Genomic DNA, 17,581 nt, shown 5'->3' with positions numbered 1-17,581 from the left:
GCGACTTGACCATCCCGCGCCATCGAAGCGTCCATGCATCGCGTCCCCCACTGACCCGGTGGGCCAGGTCCGGACGCGATACGACGCCGCCCATCACAAGGAGCCCATCCCATGCGTTTCGGCACCGACAACGAACACCCCTTCGACACCGACAACCGCGCCTGGCGACGTCTCGGCGACGTCACCAGCGAACACTTCGACGTGATCACCTGGACCCGCGACCCGGACGGACGGCCGGTCCTGCTCACCCTGGGCGACCTGCGAACCGGAGACATGATCACCCTCGCAGTCCTGGACTCCCTGGAGATCCGCGACCCGTACGCGCTGCTCGCCGTTCACACCGGCGGCGAACTCGCCGCACACGGCCCCACCAGCGGCGCCGAAACAGCCCGCTCCCTCGCCCCCATGCTCGCGCTCGACAGCACCACACTCGCCGTGACCAAACCCGTGCCGCTGCACGACCCCGCCACAACAGCCCTACCCGCCACCTGCTGGGTCGACCTGCCCACCACCCTCGCCGCGGCCCTACGGCCCGCCCTCGACGACGCCCGCACCGCCGTCCTCGTGCTGCTCGACCGCACCCAAGGCTGGCTCGCCGCCGTCGGCCCGTTCCCCACCCACACCGCCGCCGACACGTGGCAACCCGACGGCGGACCCGGCCGCGCAGCCGACCGGCTCATCGTGCCGCTGCACCCGGTCACCCTCCAGGAGGCCCAGCCGTGACCAGCACCCGACCCCTGGCACACCCAGAGCTTCCGCCGATCGTGGCCCTCGACGTCGACGGCGTCCTCAACCCCGCCAACCCGGCCCACGCCGCAGCGCTCGGCTACCAGCCACACCGCTACGACGGGCCCGGACCCAACGGGCAGCACGTCACCGGCACCGTCTGGCTCCACCCCGACCACGGGCCATGGCTGCGGGAACTGGCCGAACACGCCCAACCGGTGTGGTGCACCAGCTGGAACCACCTCGCCGCCCAATGGGTCGCCCCACGACTCGACCTGCCGACCACCTGGCCGCACGTCCCCGTCCACGCGGGCGGTGTCCGCTTCGGCCACCAGAGCAAACTCTCCGCCCTCTACCCCTGGGCCACGCGGCGGGCACTCGCCGTCCTCGACGACGAGTTCGGCGGCAAGGACCCCACCACCGCCGACCAGCGCACCCGCGACGGCGTACCCACCCTGCTCCACCCCGTCGACCCGTCTCACGGGCTGCGCCGTGCCGACATCGACACAGTGCTCACCTGGCTGCGCCGGCTCTGACCAGGCCACACCGGCGCCGCCCGGGTGCCGAGGCCTTCCGCTCACTCGGATTCGTGGGGCCCGCATCGACGGATGCGGGCCCCACGCCGTCACGCCAAGGAGTTGATTATGGACAGCATGTTCGATCCCGCCGACGAACCGGGTACCGACCGGTCACCCCGGCTCAGCGTCGGCGACCCGGAACTGCGCAAGACCCGCCTGCTCGCCCGCGAGTGCTCCACCTGCATTTTCAAGCCCGGCAACCCGATGTACCTCGACCCCGGCCGACTCAAGCAGATGGTCGCCGAGGCGCGTGGTGCGGCGGGCTACATCATCTGCCACTCGACGCTGCCCTACGCCGATAGTCCGGTCCCGCCCGCGGTCTGCCGCGGATTCGCCGACCGCTACCGCACCTGGCAACTCCAGGTCATGGAACGACTCTGGGGCTTCGTCGACGTCGAGCCACCCGACCCGGACTCCACCCGTACGCCCGAATGACCAGGAGACAGCACGTGCCCAACACCGACGACTTCCTCCAACGCCAAGAACGGATCATCGACACCACCGGCTGGGCCGTCACCCACGTCCTGCCCACCGACGACGACCCCGACACCACCGCCCCGTTCGCCTACACCGTCGGGCTCACCGCCCACGACTACCCAGAACTGATCACCGCCGGACTGCCACCCGAGGTCGCCCACAGCCTGCTCAACGACCTTGCCCGCCGGGTCTACGACAAGGCCGAACGGTTCACCCACGGCCAGCGCATCAGCGACCTCATCGCCGGCTACGACGCGATCATCATCGACGGACCACCCACCGACGAGCTGCTGCCCGGCATGGCGATCAACCGCTACGGCCGCGACCAGATCCGCCTACAGCAGCTCGTGTGGCCCGACCGGCAGGGCCGATTCCCCTGGGACAGCGGGTACGACTTCGACCCGCAGGCACAGCCGCTGATCTCCCAGCTGTAACGGGCACTCCACCGGAACCGTCGGGATCCGGGCGCCCCTCAGGCGTCCGGATCCCGAGCACGACCGGACCCGCCCACCTGGACCAGTGCCGGCGCCGTCGCTGAGATCAACACACCGTCACCCAGTCACTCGGCGCGGGCGAATGCGCGCGCTCCCCGGCGGTTCGCCGGGGACAGAGTGAGAAGGCAGGGCCTTTCGTCTTTGGCGGCTCAGTGCGCTAAACAGCCAGAGCCCACCCCGGCCGTGGGCCACCTGCGGCGAGAGCTGCGAATGGTAGCGCGGGCAGCGCCCGGCGTACAGGTTCAAGTACGTAGGTAGGTACGCCGCGACGTACGAAGATCTACGTGGCGACGGGACCTGAGGCGCCGCCGACCTGAGGCTTCAATCGTCACCCGGGCGTACAAATCGCCGGCGACGCTCGGTGACCGCGTGAGGGCGTGAAGCGCGGGGAGCGGCAGATGAGGCATGCAATTACTGAGCGTCAGTGACCGCTTACGTCCCGGCAGGGTGCGAGATGCGCGCAAGCGATCTGACAAGCTGTTCAACCGAGCCGTCACCGTCCGGCAGCGGCCCGACTACTGCCTTCGTCACCTCGTGCACGCGTGCCGGCAGCAGGATCGTCCACCGGCGCCAGTCCACGTCGTGAGCGAGCAGTGAGGCCTGCTTACGAGTAGCGGTCAGGACGAACAGGCCGGTTCCCGGTGCTGCTGCAGCCGCGTATTGGTCGAACTGGTTCCAATCGTGCCCGCGGTTGACCGCGGAGCGGGTCTTCACTTCGAGTTGGGCGACGGCAAGGTCGCCGTCCCACGCGACGACGTCTGCCTCGCGCCTGACGCGCGGCTGCCCCGCCCAGTATCGGGCCGTTGGTGGGCAACCGAGAAGTTGCGGGCCGAGGTCAGGAATGTGGTTCAAGGCGTTGAGCAGCAGCGACTCAAGGAACCGTTCGTCGCAGCTGTCGGCGACATCGTCGAGGATCTCGGTGACCGCGAGCAGTGCCCTTGCCGCCACCACCGCAACGTTTTCCAAGGGGTTTGGGATGGCCATGCCGTTAGCGTCGTACCCAGGTACGACAAGAATTGGGAGCGTGTAGCACGGGTGATAGGCCGCCCTGACCCGTTTGCACTCGAGCCGTACCTTGCTCTCTACTTGCGTCGGTACAGCCAACAGGCTGCCTGGCACCCCGCACGGCGGCGGTCACGAGGCGCCAACCTGCTCGGTGACACGGCTGGTGTCGTGTCCGTTGGCGGTTCGCGGCACGGGAGGCCAGTACCGGCGGACGGTGCGTTCCGAGCGGCCGATTCTGGTGGCAATGTCGGCTGGGTGTAGGGATGGATCGCGGTGGTACCAGTAGGCCACGGCCCCGGCGGTGTCAGACGGGACCTCTACGCCGCTTCTTCCGTCGTCCGGATCGGCGTTATGTACCTGATCCTCAATAGTGTCCGCATCAGCGGCGTCGGCGTCGGCCGAAGTATTCACTCGGCCCCGCTCGTCGGAGTTATCGATCGGCGTGGCCGGGAAGCCGGTGGCGCGGGACCAGGTAGCTCCATGTCTGTCGACAGTACGGAGAGCCGGGTCCGTTCCGCCCAACGGCGTCGTGTCTCCGAGCGCCGAGGCCTCATCGCCGGTCGAGACGAGGCGAGCGTCTCCCTGGTCGCGTGCTTCGACCAGTGGGAGTTCGGGTGTCACTTCCTCGGGGCCGCGCGCACCTGTCGGCGCCTGCGTGGCGACCACCGTAGTCGGCTGCCCGCCCTCATCACCACGGATCGCGGTCTGCGACCGCGGCGGCGGCGAGGCGGGGTGGTCTCCGGCCAGCCACGCAGCACCGGCCGGCTCTGGCGCGGGGGCCGGCGCTTCCATGCTCGGGGGCTCGACCGTCGGGGACCGCGTCTCCGCTGGCGGTGTGACGGATGGCCGGCCCCCGGTCGGGCTAAAGGAGGGGGTGCGGATCCGTCCCGCGATCTCGACCAGGCTGATGCTGGCCACGACGACGAGTCCGTCGACGGAGATGGGCAGCAGGTAGGAGGCGGCGGCACCGGTTTCGCCGTAGCGGGCGGCGACGCCGACCATGTGCCAGTAACTCACCCAGGCGGCGATGCCGGCGATGACGGCGGCGGCGATCAGCCGGGCGGCGGCCAGGCCGCGGCGATCTGCGGGGACGCGGGAGATGAGTTCGACGGTCAGCAGCAGCGCCAGGGGTGGCCAAGCGGCGATGATCTGGCTGATGAGGTTCGGCCGGGCGTGTAGGACGTTCGCCGCGATCGACGCGGCGACGCCGAGGGCGAGCACCGCCCGCACGGCCCACCGCAGGCGGGTCAGGTGCCGGAGGTCGGCCTCTGTTACCTCCGTTGTACGGGCGGCGGTGTGCCGGGGTAGCGGTGTGGCGGTCATGCAGCGGCTCCGTCACCGGGCCGGGGTGCCGGCCGCAGGTCGGGTCGGCGGGCGGGCCGCTGCATCTGGGCGACCAACTCGTCGGCCAGGGTGATGGTGTCGTCGCTGGGTTCGGCGTCGATCTCGCCGAGGGCGCGGGTCAGGGCGCGGCGCAGGCTGCGGATCGCGTCGAGGTGCCCGAGCGCGGCGCGGGCCCGCATCGCCTGCTGGTACAGCTCTTCGGCGTACGGGTTGTGGCCGATTGCGGCGTCCAGGACGGTGAGTTGCTCGGCGGGGTTGCCAGCGAGGGCGTCGGCGAGGGCGAGGTAGGCGTCGAGTGCCTGCTGCCGGACGGCTTCGCGGTAGGGCTCGATCCATTCGTAGTCGGCGCCGTCGGCCAGGTGCCCGCGGTAGGTGTCGACCGCGCGGCGCAGCGCGGCGAGGCGCTCGGCCGGGTCGGTGGCCTGGTTGGCGTCGCGGATCGCGGCGCGCATGCGCCACAGGTCCACGTCGACGGCGTCGCGGTTGAGGACGTACCGCTGGTGGGGGTGGGTGAGGTAGGTGCCGCGTCCTGCGGTGCGGCGCATGATGGTGCGCAGGTCGGACACGTAGGTGTAGAGCCGGCCGGGTGCTTTGTTGGCGGGAGCGTCGGGGAGCAGGTCGTCGAGGATCGCCTCGGCGGAGGCGTCGCCGTCGTGCACGGCCAGGTAGACGAGCACTTCGAGGGATTTCTTGCGCAGCGTCGGCCCTGGCGGCACGTCGACGATCGCGGCGGTGCCCAGGACGGAGACCTGCACCCTCCCGTGGCTGGTCTCCTGGCTTTTCCCGGCCGCGCCGTCGGTGTCCGGTTCCTCCACGGCGGGCGGGGGCGCACCGTCGCGGGCAGTGTCCGCGCCGCCGGCATGGGCGTCGGTGGGCGGAGCTGCCTGGGTGGCCGGGGCGGTCTCGCTGCTGGCGCTGCCCGCTGTTGTTGTCGGGGCGGCGGGCACGGGCTCGGGGCCGGATGCCGGCAGGTGTTCACCCTCGCGGAAGGGGACGTCGGGTGGCGCCGGCTCGGTGTCGGGAGGAGGTTGCGCATCGGGTGCGGCGGTCGTGGCCTGGGCGGTGGTGACGGGTTCGGTCGGGGCGGGAGCCTGCGGCTGGCCGGTGTGGGATTCGGCGAGAGTGACGAGCAGGTCGCTGGTCTCGGACGGGGTGAGGACGGCCAGTCGGCCGATGTCGGCCGGGTGTCCACCGTGGCGGAAGCCTTCCCCCTGGGCGCGGCTGGTGGTGCCGTCTGCGTTGACGACGATGGTGTCGCCGTCGGGCCATGCGCCCAGCAGCACGCCGTGGATGTCCAGGCGCTGGCCCTGGGCGAGAAGCGCGGCGATGCGGGTGCGCTGGTGGCGGGTGTCGGCGTCGGCCAGCATCAGGACGGGCGGCATCGGCTCCCCGGTCGGGTCCGCCGCGCGCGCCTCGGCGACGGTGTCGACCTCGTGGGCGTAGACGATGCGGCTGCGGTGCAGGGTCTGCGCCTCGAGCAGGTCGAGTGCCTCGTCCAGCCCACCGGTGACGGTCAGCCGCGGGGTACGGGGCAGCGCGACGGCACCGGCGCCGAGCAGCGTCGCCGCGGTCGCTGACGGCATGACCAGCCAGGTGCGGTCTTCCGGTGCGTCGACGCCCCCGGCGGCCAGGGCGGCGGCCATGAACCCGCGGGCGGCGGCCTCCGCGCCGGGACCGGCAAGCCCCAGGCCGGCGGGCGGCCAGACCGCGGCGAGCGGGTGCGCCAGCGACGGCACCACCGGGCGGAGCGCAGTGTCGTCTTCTGCGCTCGGGTTCGCGACAGGCGCCGGCTTCTCGTCGTCGTCCTCGTCGTCGAGACCGGCGTCATCGAGGGTGCCGGTCTTGTCGTGCCGCCCGGCGACCTCCAAGCGGTCGTCGTCGAGAAGGTCAGCGTCCTGATCGGAGGTGTCAGAGCCGTCCGGTACGGAGGGGTTGTCGTCTGCTTCGGTGCCGTCGGGATCGGTGAACAGCCCGAGGTCGTCATCCGGACCGTCGAGGCTGGCCGGGTCGGTGGGGGTCGTGGTGGCGTGGCGCAGGCGGCGGCGGATCTGGTTCACCACGGGCGGCATGGGCGCCACGTCGGGGTCGTCCAGGCGCAGGTCGGCCGACACGGGCCGGCGGGTGTAGCGGCGGCGGCGGTGGGCCCAGACGAGGGCGACGGCCGCGAGGATCGCGGCAACGAGCCCGGCGTCGAGCCAGCTGCCGGTGCCGAGTGAGACACCGGGTGACGCCTCCGTTCGCGGCCCGGGTGTCTGCTGCCCGTCGACCGAGGGGCGGGGCGTCATCGAGCCTCCGGAGGCCGACGGCTGCTCAGCGGGCGCGGTGGAGACCGGGGGCGAGGGGACGTGGACTATGCCGTCATCACCGTCGTGCGGTGCCGGGGTGGTGGAGCCTGTCGGCGGTCTCGCGGACGGCGCGTCGGGTGGCGGCTGGGTGGGTTGGTTCGGTGTCGGCGGGGGCGCGGTGGTGCCGGTTCCCGGCTGTTCGGGGCCTGCCGCCGGCGGCTCGGCGGGTGGCGGGGTCCGGGGTGTGCCGGCTGGTGGTGTGGCGTCGTCGGGCAGTTCCAGGGTCCAGCCGGGATAGATCAGGTTCGGGTTGGTGAGGGTGCCGCCGACGTCGCGGAAGTGGGTGCCCCGGTTGAGGGCGAAGATCTCCGGCCACCGGTTGGCGTCGCCGAGCCACTGCTGGGCGATCTTCGACAGGGTGTCCCCGCGCCGCACCTCGCATGTGTAGGTCTGGCCGGACGACACAAGCGTTACGTGGCCCGCTACCAGCCGCGCCGGCACCGGATCCCTCATGTCCGGCAGGGCGGACGTCGACGCGCCTGCCTGCCACGCCTGCGTGTGGTGCCCGTCCGTGGTCACCAGCCGCATGGTGCTGCTGGGTACGGCGGTCGCCGTAGCCGTAGCCGGAGCGGTGGCGTTGGTGTGGGTGGTTGTCGCCTGCGCTGGCTGGGTGAGGGTCGGTGCGGCCTGGGCGGCGGTGGCGAGGACGCCGCCGCTGATGGCGGCCACCAGGATGGCGGCGAGCCCGCGGGCCGGCGCGATGGCTCGGGGTTGCGGCAGGCGGATGCCCGTGGCGGTTTCGGCGACCTCGGCGATCAGGGACCAGATGAACGCCGCCCACGCCGCCCAGAGCAGGCAGACGAGGGCGTTGCCGAGCATGGCGTCGGTCAGCGGTGAGGTGAGGGCGGTGCCGACGTCCTGCCAGGTGGGGACCTCGCGGGGCAGGGGCCAGCCGACGTATCGGATGAGCGCGTACGGCACGCCGGCGGTGAGCAGCACCAGGATCCCGAGTCCGGCCAGCCGGCGGGCGGTGGCGGCGAGGAATGCGAACACTGGGGCTCCCGGTCGTGGCGTGGCGGTCTTGGTCAGTTCGGTGCGGTGACGCCGGTCAGAGGGCTGGCGGTCGCGGTCGCGGACACAGGCAGGGCGCTGATTCCGACGAGGTGCAGCAGCCGCGTGGGGCGGGTGCCGCTGATGGTGATGGTGACGGCGGTGGGGGTGGCGGACGCGGTGACCTGCCCGTCGACACCGGCCTGTTGGGCGAAGCTCCGCGCGGCTGCGGCAGCCTGGGCGGGCTGGAGCTGGACAGTGCCGGTGGCCCGGTAGGTGGCGAGGTCGATCTCGCGGGCGCCGGCCCGGGCGGCGCCCTGCGCGACGTCGAGCAGCCGCACCTTGTCCGACATGCCCAGGCCCAGGTCGAGGACCAGGCCGGCGAGGATGAGGACGAGAACGACGCCGAAGATCGTCCACGGGGTGATCTGGCCTCGGTCGTCGTGGCGGGCCTGCCGCAGGCGGGTACGCAGCCGGTTCATGGCGCCGTTGTCCCGCGGTAGGTGTCGAGGGGTTGGTGTGAGGTGCCGCGGATGGTGATCGTGCCGGGCAGGCCGAGGCCGTAGAGGTCTTCGAGGCGGACGGTGCACGCCACGGTGGCGCTGACCTGCCCGCCGGGGACGAACGCGCCGGGGTCGACCGTGACGGTGGACGGCTGGCAGGTGAAGGCCCGCCCGGCCAGGGTGGCGGAGGCGCCATCGGCGCCTGCGGCGCGGGCCTCGCCGGGGGTGCGGGCGAGGGACGCCTGGCGGGCCGCCGCGGCGGCAGCGGAGTTGACGTCGATGGCGGCCGAGGCCAGGCGCAGGCACGCCACCACCGCGAGGGCGGCCAGGACCATCAGCGGTACGTAGCTCAGCGCCATCTCGACGCTGACCGAACCCCGGTCTCCCCGCAGCCGAGGCACCCGGCGGCGTGGATGTCGGATGCGGCGCTGCTCGCGGGTCACGTCGAGTCTCCTTCCACTCCAGGCGGCGAGGGGGCCAGCGACAGGGTCGAGGGGCGGAAACGTTCTACCGGGGCGCTGGCCTGGGTGCTGACCTGCAGGCGCAGGAACGGCACGACGGCGGGCACCCGGCCGGCCACGGCCACGGTGGCGGTGTCGGCGGTGCGGGTGACCGACACGCGCGGGTCGACGACGACCTGCCCGGCGACCTGGTCGAGGACGGTTGCGGCGTCGGCGCGGCCTGCGGCGGCGGTTCCGCCGGACACCCTGGTGGTTTGCAGGGCGTGGTTCGCGGCGTGCTGGACGCCGAGTTGGGCCAGGGCCCACAGGGCGAACTGCACGCCGACGAGGACGAGCAGGAACAGCAGGGGCGCGTAGAGGACCACCTCGGTGGTGACCGATCCGCGGTCACCACCGAGCCGGCGTCGCCTGCCTCGTCGCGTGCGGTTCATGGCTAGAGGTTGATTCCGGTGATCTTGGTAATGATCTTGCCCTGGAAGATGGCGTAGACGGCCAGGACGAGGGTGACGAGCAGGGCGATCCACATGACCTTCTCGGTGGTCTCGCTGCCCCGGTCGCCGGAGTCGCGCAGCCGGCGGGCCCGGTCGACGAGGGTGAGGTGTGCCAGGGTCAGCAGGGCCATCAGCTTGCTGGGGTGCACGGCGTTTCTCCTTCTGGTGTGTCGGGGTCAGAAGCTGTCCACGGCGGTGACAGCCGGGTAGAGGAGGAACAGCATGTAGGCGGCGGCCAGGAGCATGACCGGCATGGACATGCGTTCGGTGGCGGAGTTGGCTCTGGCCTCCAGGGCGGCGGCCTGGTGGGCGCGCAGGGTGGCGGCGCGGATGGTGAGGGAGTCGCGGATGCGGGCGCCTTCGGTGCCGGCGAGGCTCATCGTCGCGGCGAGTTCCTGCAGTTCGACGACGCCGGTGTCCTCGCCGAGCTGTCCGAGGGCCTGCCAGGGCGGGATGCGCAGCAGCCGGGCGGTGGCCACGGCACGGTTCAGGCGTCCGGCGGCCCAGCCGTGGGTGTCGGCGCAGGCGTCGTCGAGGGCTTGTTCGAGTCCGGCGCCGCCGGCGAGGGAGATGACGACGAGGTCGAGCACGGCGGACAGGGCGTAGCGCAGCTCGTCGCGGCGCCGCTGCGCCTCGGTGTGCCCGGTGGTCTCGGCCAGCCACCAGCCGCCGGCCGCGCCAGCCAGCGACGCCCACAGCGGCATGCCGGCGGCGAAGCTGACCCCGCCGGAGGCGAGGACGGCCATCGCGACCGGGGGCAGCAGCAGGCCGGCGAGGACCGCGAGGGCCTGGTCGGCCAGGTGGGTGGCGGTCGGCCGTCCGAGTACGGCGAGGTCGGCGCGCATCCGCTGCCGGGGCAGGCCGAAGGCGCGCAGGGGCGCGGCGAGCAGCCGGGTCCTGGCCCCCACTGGTTCTTCCGGGGCAGTCGGGGTGCGGCGCAGGGCGTCGAGGGCTTGGGCGAGGCTGGGCCGGGCGGGATGCAGGCCGGTGCCGGCCAGGACCAGGCCGAGCCCGGCGACGACGCCGCACGCCACCACGAAGGCGGCCATCACGCCACCTGCCCGGGCTGGTCGGCCGAGAGCACCCGTGGTGGTTGCGGGACGCGGGAGGCGCGGGCCAGCCACCAGAACCCGCTGGCGAACACCGCTCCGACGACAAGGAGCACGAGCTGCCCGGTGACGCTGCGGTAGGGGGCGAGGAACCCGCGGTTGAGCAGGATCAGCCCGGCGACCATCGTCACCGACGTGCCGGTGATGACCCGGGCGGCGGTGCGGGTCGCGGCCCGTTTGGTGGCCACCCTCATCCGGATGCCGGCGAGCTCGCGGGCGGTGGCGGCGAGGCTGGTCAGGCACTGGGACAGTTGCCCGCCGTGGTAGCCGGCGGCCTGCGTCAGGGCGCGCACGACGAGGTCGGCGGTGGGGTCGGCGAGGTCGGCGGCGAACGCGCGCAGCGCGTCGGGCAGGCGTGCTCCGCCACGTACCGCCCCGGCGAGGGCCTGCACCTGGGGGCGGATGGGCTGGGGTGTGACAGGGGCGGTGGCGGTGATGGCCTGCTCCAGGCCGGCGGCCGAGGACAGGGTGTCGCGCAGCAGCTCGGCCCAGGTGGCGATCGCCTCGATCCGGGCGATCGCGCGGGTGTGTTCCCGGTCGGGGCCGAGGACGCGGGGCAGCGCCCACACCGCGGCGGCGGTCAGCAGCGCCGCGACCGGCCAACGGGTCGCCGCCGCGGCGGCGAATCCGGCGAGGATGGCCGCGAGGAGCCGGGTGCGGTCGGCCGACGTCCACCGTTGCCGTGTCCGGGTGGTCGGGGTGCCGGGTGGGCGGCGGCGTAGCCCGTCGGCGACGAGGATCAGGCCGGCGGCGCAGCCCAGGCCGAGCAGGATCGGCAGCAGGTCCATGCTCACCACCGGTCCCGGACGAGGAGGTCAGGGTTGAGGCCGGCGGCGGTGAGCTCGTCGAGGGTGTCGGCGCGGATCGGCGCGGCGGGGATGGCGCGCCGGTCGGGGCCGGGGCGGAAGATCTCGTTGGAGGGAACCTGGGTGCCGTCGGTCTCCAGGACCTGGCGGATGGAGGACACCACCCGGGTGCCGTCGGTGGCGACATCCAGGTGGACGACGAAGTCGACGGCCTGGCCGATGAGCACGTTGGCCGCGTCGAAGGTCAGCTTCTCCGGCGCCTGCATGACGTACATGGCCAGCCGGGTCAGCGCCTGCTTGCTGGAGGAGGCGTGCAGGGTGCACATGCTGCCGTCGTTGCCCTGCGACATGGCCAGGAGCATGGGTACGGCCTCGGCGCCGCGGGTCTCCCCGACGATGACCCGGTCCGGGCGCATCCGCAGGCCCCAGCGCACCATCGTGGACATGTCGATGCCACCGACGCCTTCCAGGTTCGGTTCCCGCTGCTGCAGGGCGGTGGTGTTCGGGTGCGCCTCGGTGTCCTCGTCAAGGCCGAGTTCGTAGGCGTCCTCGACGGTGACGATCCGCTCGTGAGGGCTAATCGCGCCGGCGGCGGCGCGCAGCATGGTGGTCTTGCCGACGCCGACACCTCCGCAGATCACAATGTTCTTGCGCGCCCGCACCAGCGCCCGGATGAGTTCCCGCAACCCCACCGTGATCTCCCCGCGGTGCAGCAGGTCGTCCAGGGTCACCCGGTGCAGGGTGTTGCGGCGGATCGACAGCGAGGGCCGTTTCGCCACCGCCATCACGGCGAACAGGCGTTGCCCGCCGGGCAGCCGCAGCGACAGGCCCGGCGAACCGCGGTCGAAGCGGCGCTCCTCCTGCCCGCTGCGCGCCGCCGCAACCCGCACCAGGTCGACCAGGTCGTCGTCGGAGGCGGCGACCGGCGGCACTCGCTGCACCCGCCCGTCGGTGGTGCGGATCCACACGTTGTCGCAGCCGTTGGCGAAGATGTCCTCCACCCGCGGGTCGTCGATCAACCTCTGCAGGCCGCCCAGCCCGGTGAAGCTGTCCCGCAAAGCTCGCGCCAGGGCCGCCTCGGCCTGCGGAGTGAGCGGGACACGGCCAGCGGAGATGTCCTCGCGGGCGTGGACGACGAGTTCCTCCGCGATGTATCCCGCGATCACCGCGTGGCGCTCGCCGTCGGGAAGCTGCGCGCCGTGCGCGGCCAGGCGGTCGCTGACCCGGGCCCGCAGCCGCGCCACCACCTCCGGCGGCGCCGCGGTCGTGCCGCCGTTCAGGGTCGGGGCGGTCACCGCACGACCTCCAGCGCCGCACCGGCGGGCTGCGCGCCGGCCGCGAGAGACGCGGCGAGGGCGCGCAAAGCTTGGGCGAGGCGGGTACGTGTCCACGCCCGCCCCGTCATCCGCCCGGCGAGGACGCCCGCACCCCACCGGTCGGTGGGCAGCTGCGCCCAGACCGGGACACCGAGGCGACCGCTGATCTCCGCCGGGGTGTAGGCGGACCTGCCGCAGACCGCCAGCCCGACACCACCCGACCTTGCCGCGGCACGCAGCGCCGGCAGGCGGGTGTCCAGGTGATCCAGGTACTCCGTCGACCCCGAGGTCACCAGCACGACCGCGTCAGCGGAGCGCAACAGACCCCATGCCGGGCTGTTGGCGTAGAGGCGGCCCGCGTCGGCGACCACTACCGGCGCCAACCGCGCGACCGCGTCGGCCTGGCCGGCGAGGACCGACACCGCCCCCGCGGCGGTCTCGGCCGCACCCGGCCCGACGAGGACGTGCAAGCCCAACGGCACCTGCTGCACGTACGGCGCCGCCCCACCGGCGTGCCCGCCGTGCCGGGCCGCCGCCGCCAGGGACGCCAGCCCCGGCTCCTGCGCCAGCCCGAACCGCGCCGCGACCACCCCACCACCGGGATCGGCCTCCACCAGCAACGCCGGGCGCTCCGGCCACAACGCCGCCATCCCCAACGCGGCCGTCGACGCACCCGGCGCGCCGGACACCGACGCCACCACCACCAACATCTCCCGCGCCTCCTCGTATCTCACTGGGACGGGCCGAGCTGCACCAGCGACACGTCCCCCGGGGCCGCCGCGACCGCTTCCGCCGCATCCGCGGCGAGCAGCACCGTCACCAACTGCGTGCCCACCTGGTCCGCGCCCGCCACCACCGACACGACCGTGGCCACCGCCCGGCGTACACCGTTGTTCTGCTGCGGCGCTTGCTGCCCGCCTCCGGTCGGCGGGGCGACCAGCACCACCACCCGCGACCCGGCGGTCAGGCTCGTCGGGGCCCGGCCCGGCTTGACCGGCACCGCGATCACCGCCTGCCCCGCCGCGGGCCACGCCGCCGGCCCGACCTGCGCCGACACCAGCAGGCTCTCTGCCGCCAGCGGCACCGCCGCCGAACGGCCGACGATCCCGCCGCGCCGCTCGGCCGGGACCAGGTCCAGGCCGGACGGGTTCGACACCCGCACCACCCGCACATCGGCGTCGGTGATGACCTGACCCGCCGGTACGTCCCGCGCCACGGCGAGGAACTGCTCGTCGGCGTGCCGGCGCAGATCCACCTGCCAGAACGTCACCACTGTCGCCAGGACCAGCAGCAGCCCAGCGACCACACGCCGCCCGCTGCGCCGCCCCGCCCGCCGCGTACCGGTGGACACCGGCGCCAGATCCGCAGCGGCGGTGCTCCCCGGCCGGGGACGGTCCGTCGTGACGCTCACCGGACACCTCCGACGATCGCCTGGGACTCCGCCACCCGCACGGACACCGTCGAGGTCGTCGTGAGCGGAGCGAGAGTGCCCCCACTACCGGCACCAGACCAGGTGACCGACCACGTCACCGTCGCCCGCAGCCGGAACGCCGCCCCCGCCGCGGCAGCGGACGAGGAGGTGTAGGTGTGCCCGCATGGCGACGACGCCCGCGGATCGGTGCCCGGCTTCCACGGCTTACCCGGACCAGTGCACGTCAGGTCGTCGCTGCCGTCGCCGAAGGACCACACCACCCGCGTCGGCGTCGCGGTCGCGGTCACCGACACCCCAGGCACCGACGCCGTCGCCGACCGGGCACCCCACGTCGCTGGGTCCACCCATAGCCACACCGGCACCTGCACTAGCACGAACGGCGCCGTGGCGGGATTCGTGCGAATCTGCGGCGAGGGCAGGCGCAGCCGAGAACGCGCCGTCTGCGCCAACGCCGTCAGATTTACCGTCGGCGCCTGGTCCAGCCACACCGGCACCTCCTGCGACCCGAGCCCGTTGGCTACGCAAGTCCGCGAATACCAACCGCCCTCTGGGCCCTTGCCCGGCGGAGGCGGGAGACCCACGTCGACCGGCGCCCAGTAGCAGCCGTCGCCACCGCCGCCGCCCGAGCCGTCGTCACCGGACCCGCCGCCCTGGTTGCCGCCGGTGGAGCCGCCAGACCCGCCGGGGGTGCCGGCGCTGATCTCGCATTCGGGAGCTGACGGGTGTTGGGTGCAGCTGACCCCGCCGATGCCACCGTCAGCACGTGCTGCCAGGCTTCCAGTCATCAGCACGATCGCTGCCGAGACCGCAGCGGTCAGGAGTTGGGCGGTGCGACGCATCAGCACGACCCCACGTCCTGGACGCCGAAGCTGGTGACCTTCCAGCCGCCGGCCTCGAGGTCCGTGACCGTTGCCCGCGCGCTCCGCCGGCCCCCGGGCACGTCGTTGATCGGCTTGCCCGCCAGGTTGTAGACCAGGAAGGCGCTGTCGTCGATGCAGTCGGTGACGGTCACCGTTGCAGGTGAGGCGTTGAGCGCGACGTCGGTGGCCTGAGGGTCTAGGACGTACTTGCCCTTGAGTACCTGCTTCTTGCTCCGGTAGGTGGCCAGCCCGTTTCGCAACGTTTTCAGCGCGCCGTCGCTGGCGAACCTGCTGAGGTCGGGCTCGTCGGGGTTTGCGGTAAGACCGGCCTTCGCGTACGCGGCCCACATACCGCGGTACACGCCCAGCGCGGCGTTTTCGGCCGAACCACGCGGATCCTGGCTGGGTGTGGAAACACTGACCGAGGTAGTGGGAGAAGGTTCTTGCCCGGTGTTTCCGGCGTCGCACGCTCCCGCGCCGGCCACCAGGCACAGCGCTGCCGCCGAGCCCGCCAGGCGCAAGCGGCGGCCTCGCGCTCGAACGGTGGAAGTTGGCTGTCTGTTACGGATCGTCATCTGCCGCCCTGCCTCCTGACGGTTCCTGGCCACAGCGAAGCGGGCCCACCCCGCTGTCGTGGAAGTTGCACGCACGGATGCCTGAACCCACCTCTACACCCGGCCCCTACGGTTACCGCAACGTGCTTACCTTCCGGTGATTACCGTCAGGTGCTCACCTCGAGGTCACCGATAATGCGAGTCTTTCGACGCAATCCGACCAGCCGGTGTCGGATTCGCGACACTATGCCCGCAGGGATCGAAGGCCTTAGAATCCTCAGAAAATCTCAAGGGAGCGCGCATTATGAGCCGCACCGCCGAGGGTCCTCAGCCCGCCGACCTCGCTGCGGAGCTCGCCCGTCGGCCCACAGCCATCGCGGCTCTCGTGACGTTGCGTGATCGCGCTACTGCCACTGTCGGCGACCTCGGTGGTGTGGACGAGGTCTCCCGCGAGGCGCTGCGGGCCGACCTGTGCTGGCTCGCGGCGACCGGACTTCTGCGGCGGGAACCGCATGGCAGCTGGGACGTAATCGCCGCCACGGGCGCCTATCGCCTGTCCACTATGGGGAACGCTCTGGCGGACGCCCTGAATGCGCTCGCGGAGGGCTGCCGCCACCTTGCCGGCGCACCAGCTACTCAACGACGTGACTCGATGCCTCGATGATCTCCATCTGACTCAACGTGAATTCACTGTTCACGTAGAGCAGTCGATCCCCTAGACTCGTCCTCTGGCCGACCTTGACGGGGAGGGGAGGCGGATGGACGACGACCTTCACGTCGCGCACGAAGCGATCAGGCTGTGTGCCCAGCGGTGGACCCTGGAGATCCTCACGGCACTCGGTCAAAGGCCGATGCGATTCTCGGAGCTGCTGCGCGAGATCCAACCGGCACCGAGCTCCAAGTCGCTCAACGACGCCCTGCGCCGGCTGCGCGACGGCGGCCTGGTGCACCATACCGACGACGCTGGTGCCGGCACCTACTCCCTGACTGCCGCCGGCACGCACCTGCTGCCGCTGCTCTCGTCGTTCATGCGCGAGATGCGCCGCTGGTCGGACACCTACCGCGACGGCTACGCGCAGCCGACCGGCGCGGACGCCGGACCGGCGTAGTCCCGTCGCGCCACGGCGACGGCAGCTGATGAATCCCCCGGCGCTGGAGCTGGCGCTCTGCTGTGGTGCCCTTGTTGGCTTGGTGCTGCCGCACGCCTATACCTGGCTGGTGGTCAACCCGCCGGCAGGCGCGGGGTTACCACCGTTCAAGGCGGGCGAATGCGGCAACTCGGCACCTCTCTGCGTCAGGAGCGGGCTGGTGCTGGTCGTCGCCTCAGAGCTGTGTGGCGTTGGGCTGGCTGTCGCCTCCGCCGGCCTGGCCTGGCTGCTTCGCGACGCCCCCGGCGGCCTGCCGTTACTGGCCGTCTGGCTCGTGGTGATGCATACCGGTGTGCTGCTCGTCGCCGTCGATGTCGCGGTCCGCAGGCTGCCCACGCCCGTGATCGGCGTCGCCGCCCTGGCCGTCGGCGTAGTGCTGGCCGGTCAGGCGGCGGCCACGGGCCAGGCCCGGACGCTGGTCACTGCGGCGCTCGCGGCGGTTGCGCTCGGCGGCCTGTACCTAGCCTTGGTCCTCGCGGCGGGCAGCCGAATGGGCTTGGGTGACGTGCGGCTGGCCGCGCTGCTTGGCGCAGCACTGGGCACCGCCGGCTGGCCTGCGGTGTTCGTCGGCGGCCTACTGCCCTTCGTGCTCGCCGTCCCCGAAGCGCTCGCGCGCTTGGCGCTGCGCCGCACGCGCAGCATTGCCTTCGGCCCTTACCTGGTCGCTGGGGCGCTGATAGCGGTCGTGGCCAAAAGTTGATCACCATGCCGGGATCAGTATCGATCGTGGGCGTCGCGCGTAGGTGCCAGACCACTGTGGGCTCTGTGGCCGAGGCGCCGGGCACCTGATGATCGGCCGTTCGGTGTCCTGATGCCTTGTGCTGCTTCCGCTACGCTGATGGACGTCACTCCGGCTCTTGTTCCACGACGGCGTCCGACCGGCGTACTGCCCCGGCGCGTGGAGCCGCGACCGGTGGCGAGGCGGAGCGGGATAGAGGGGTG

Annotated in this window: 21 protein-coding genes; 7 read left to right on the top strand and 14 right to left on the bottom strand. The window is 72.3% G+C overall.

What is annotated here, in order from left to right:
• Positions 1-111 precede the first annotated feature (111 nt).
• From KBX00_RS00785 to KBX00_RS00770, 4 genes are all read left to right on the top strand, one after another.
• On the top strand, positions 112-723 hold the full coding sequence (locus tag KBX00_RS00785; protein ID WP_210822170.1) for a hypothetical protein: 612 nt from the start codon (positions 112-114) through the stop codon (positions 721-723).
• Positions 720-1,262 carry a hypothetical protein gene (locus KBX00_RS00780; protein ID WP_210822168.1) on the top strand — a complete coding sequence of 181 codons (543 nt, stop codon included), beginning with the start codon at positions 720-722 and terminating at the stop codon, positions 1,260-1,262. The genes KBX00_RS00785 and KBX00_RS00780 overlap by 4 nt, the downstream gene beginning before the upstream one ends.
• A gap of 108 nt (positions 1,263-1,370) precedes the next feature.
• Positions 1,371-1,739 (top strand): hypothetical protein, encoded by a 369-nt coding sequence (locus tag KBX00_RS00775; RefSeq protein ID WP_210822165.1) that lies wholly within the window; start codon positions 1,371-1,373, stop codon positions 1,737-1,739.
• Between the two features lie 14 nt (positions 1,740-1,753).
• Positions 1,754-2,215, top strand: coding sequence for a DUF4262 domain-containing protein (locus KBX00_RS00770; protein WP_210822162.1), 462 nt, complete (start codon positions 1,754-1,756; stop codon positions 2,213-2,215).
• A 492-nt stretch (positions 2,216-2,707) separates the two neighbouring features.
• On the opposite strand, the gene KBX00_RS00765 is transcribed toward KBX00_RS00770, so the two are convergent.
• From KBX00_RS00765 to KBX00_RS29005, 14 genes are all read right to left on the bottom strand, one after another.
• On the bottom strand, positions 2,708-3,259 hold the full coding sequence (locus KBX00_RS00765) for a hypothetical protein (RefSeq protein ID WP_210822160.1): 552 nt from the start codon (positions 3,257-3,259) through the stop codon (positions 2,708-2,710).
• A 150-nt stretch (positions 3,260-3,409) separates the two neighbouring features.
• Complete coding sequence (locus KBX00_RS00760) at positions 3,410-4,603, bottom strand: DUF2637 domain-containing protein (protein WP_210822157.1); 1,194 nt, start codon at positions 4,601-4,603, stop codon at positions 3,410-3,412.
• Positions 4,600-7,962, bottom strand: coding sequence for a BTAD domain-containing putative transcriptional regulator (locus tag KBX00_RS00755; RefSeq protein WP_307867915.1), 3,363 nt, complete (start codon positions 7,960-7,962; stop codon positions 4,600-4,602). The genes KBX00_RS00760 and KBX00_RS00755 overlap by 4 nt, the downstream gene beginning before the upstream one ends.
• A gap of 32 nt (positions 7,963-7,994) precedes the next feature.
• The gene (locus KBX00_RS00750; RefSeq protein ID WP_210822153.1) at positions 7,995-8,441 is read right to left on the bottom strand and encodes a pilus assembly protein TadG-related protein; all 447 of its coding nucleotides are present in this window, start codon (positions 8,439-8,441) and stop codon (positions 7,995-7,997) included.
• Positions 8,438-8,821, bottom strand: a complete 384-nt coding sequence (locus KBX00_RS00745; RefSeq protein WP_082171467.1) for a TadE family protein — start codon at positions 8,819-8,821, stop codon at positions 8,438-8,440. The genes KBX00_RS00750 and KBX00_RS00745 overlap by 4 nt, the downstream gene beginning before the upstream one ends.
• Positions 8,822-8,901: 80 nt before the next feature.
• Positions 8,902-9,354 (bottom strand): TadE/TadG family type IV pilus assembly protein, encoded by a 453-nt coding sequence (locus KBX00_RS00740; protein ID WP_210822150.1) that lies wholly within the window; start codon positions 9,352-9,354, stop codon positions 8,902-8,904.
• Between the two features lie 2 nt (positions 9,355-9,356).
• On the bottom strand, positions 9,357-9,545 hold the full coding sequence (locus KBX00_RS00735; RefSeq protein ID WP_091299259.1) for a hypothetical protein: 189 nt from the start codon (positions 9,543-9,545) through the stop codon (positions 9,357-9,359).
• Positions 9,546-9,590: 45 nt separating this feature from the next.
• On the bottom strand, positions 9,591-10,463 hold the full coding sequence (locus KBX00_RS00730) for a type II secretion system F family protein (RefSeq protein WP_210822148.1): 873 nt from the start codon (positions 10,461-10,463) through the stop codon (positions 9,591-9,593).
• The gene (locus tag KBX00_RS00725; protein WP_210822810.1) at positions 10,463-11,311 is read right to left on the bottom strand and encodes a type II secretion system F family protein; all 849 of its coding nucleotides are present in this window, start codon (positions 11,309-11,311) and stop codon (positions 10,463-10,465) included. The genes KBX00_RS00730 and KBX00_RS00725 overlap by 1 nt, the downstream gene beginning before the upstream one ends.
• A 2-nt stretch (positions 11,312-11,313) precedes the next feature.
• Complete coding sequence (locus tag KBX00_RS00720) at positions 11,314-12,624, bottom strand: CpaF family protein (protein WP_210822147.1); 1,311 nt, start codon at positions 12,622-12,624, stop codon at positions 11,314-11,316.
• Positions 12,621-13,355, bottom strand: coding sequence for a hypothetical protein (locus KBX00_RS00715; protein ID WP_210822809.1), 735 nt, complete (start codon positions 13,353-13,355; stop codon positions 12,621-12,623). Before KBX00_RS00715 ends, KBX00_RS00720 begins: the two co-directional genes overlap by 4 nt.
• A 20-nt stretch (positions 13,356-13,375) precedes the next feature.
• Positions 13,376-14,056 (bottom strand): SAF domain-containing protein, encoded by a 681-nt coding sequence (locus KBX00_RS00710; protein WP_374225228.1) that lies wholly within the window; start codon positions 14,054-14,056, stop codon positions 13,376-13,378.
• A complete protein-coding gene (locus KBX00_RS29010; RefSeq protein ID WP_374225234.1) occupies positions 14,053-14,916 on the bottom strand; it encodes a hypothetical protein in 864 nt (287 codons plus the stop codon). The genes KBX00_RS00710 and KBX00_RS29010 overlap by 4 nt, the downstream gene beginning before the upstream one ends.
• Positions 14,916-15,512 carry a hypothetical protein gene (locus KBX00_RS29005; protein ID WP_301547115.1) on the bottom strand — a complete coding sequence of 199 codons (597 nt, stop codon included), beginning with the start codon at positions 15,510-15,512 and terminating at the stop codon, positions 14,916-14,918. The genes KBX00_RS29010 and KBX00_RS29005 overlap by 1 nt, the downstream gene beginning before the upstream one ends.
• A 283-nt stretch (positions 15,513-15,795) precedes the next feature.
• Between KBX00_RS29005 and KBX00_RS00700 the strand changes: the two genes are divergently transcribed.
• The 3 genes from KBX00_RS00700 (at position 15,796) to KBX00_RS00690 (ending at position 17,339) form a co-directional block, all read left to right on the top strand.
• On the top strand, positions 15,796-16,155 hold the full coding sequence (locus tag KBX00_RS00700) for a hypothetical protein (RefSeq protein WP_210822145.1): 360 nt from the start codon (positions 15,796-15,798) through the stop codon (positions 16,153-16,155).
• Positions 16,156-16,249: 94 nt separating this feature from the next.
• The gene (locus tag KBX00_RS00695) at positions 16,250-16,600 is read left to right on the top strand and encodes a helix-turn-helix domain-containing protein (RefSeq protein WP_210822144.1); all 351 of its coding nucleotides are present in this window, start codon (positions 16,250-16,252) and stop codon (positions 16,598-16,600) included.
• Between the two features lie 28 nt (positions 16,601-16,628).
• Positions 16,629-17,339 (top strand): prepilin peptidase, encoded by a 711-nt coding sequence (locus tag KBX00_RS00690; RefSeq protein ID WP_210822142.1) that lies wholly within the window; start codon positions 16,629-16,631, stop codon positions 17,337-17,339.
• The last annotated feature ends 242 nt before the right edge of the window (positions 17,340-17,581 follow it).

It is taken from the genome of Micromonospora sp. C95 (assembly GCF_018070465.1).
In the GTDB taxonomy this organism is placed as follows: Bacteria; Actinomycetota; Actinomycetes; order Mycobacteriales; family Micromonosporaceae; genus Micromonospora.
Note: the sequence above shows the minus strand (reverse complement) of the source record. Positions and strands in the feature narration are given on the sequence as shown.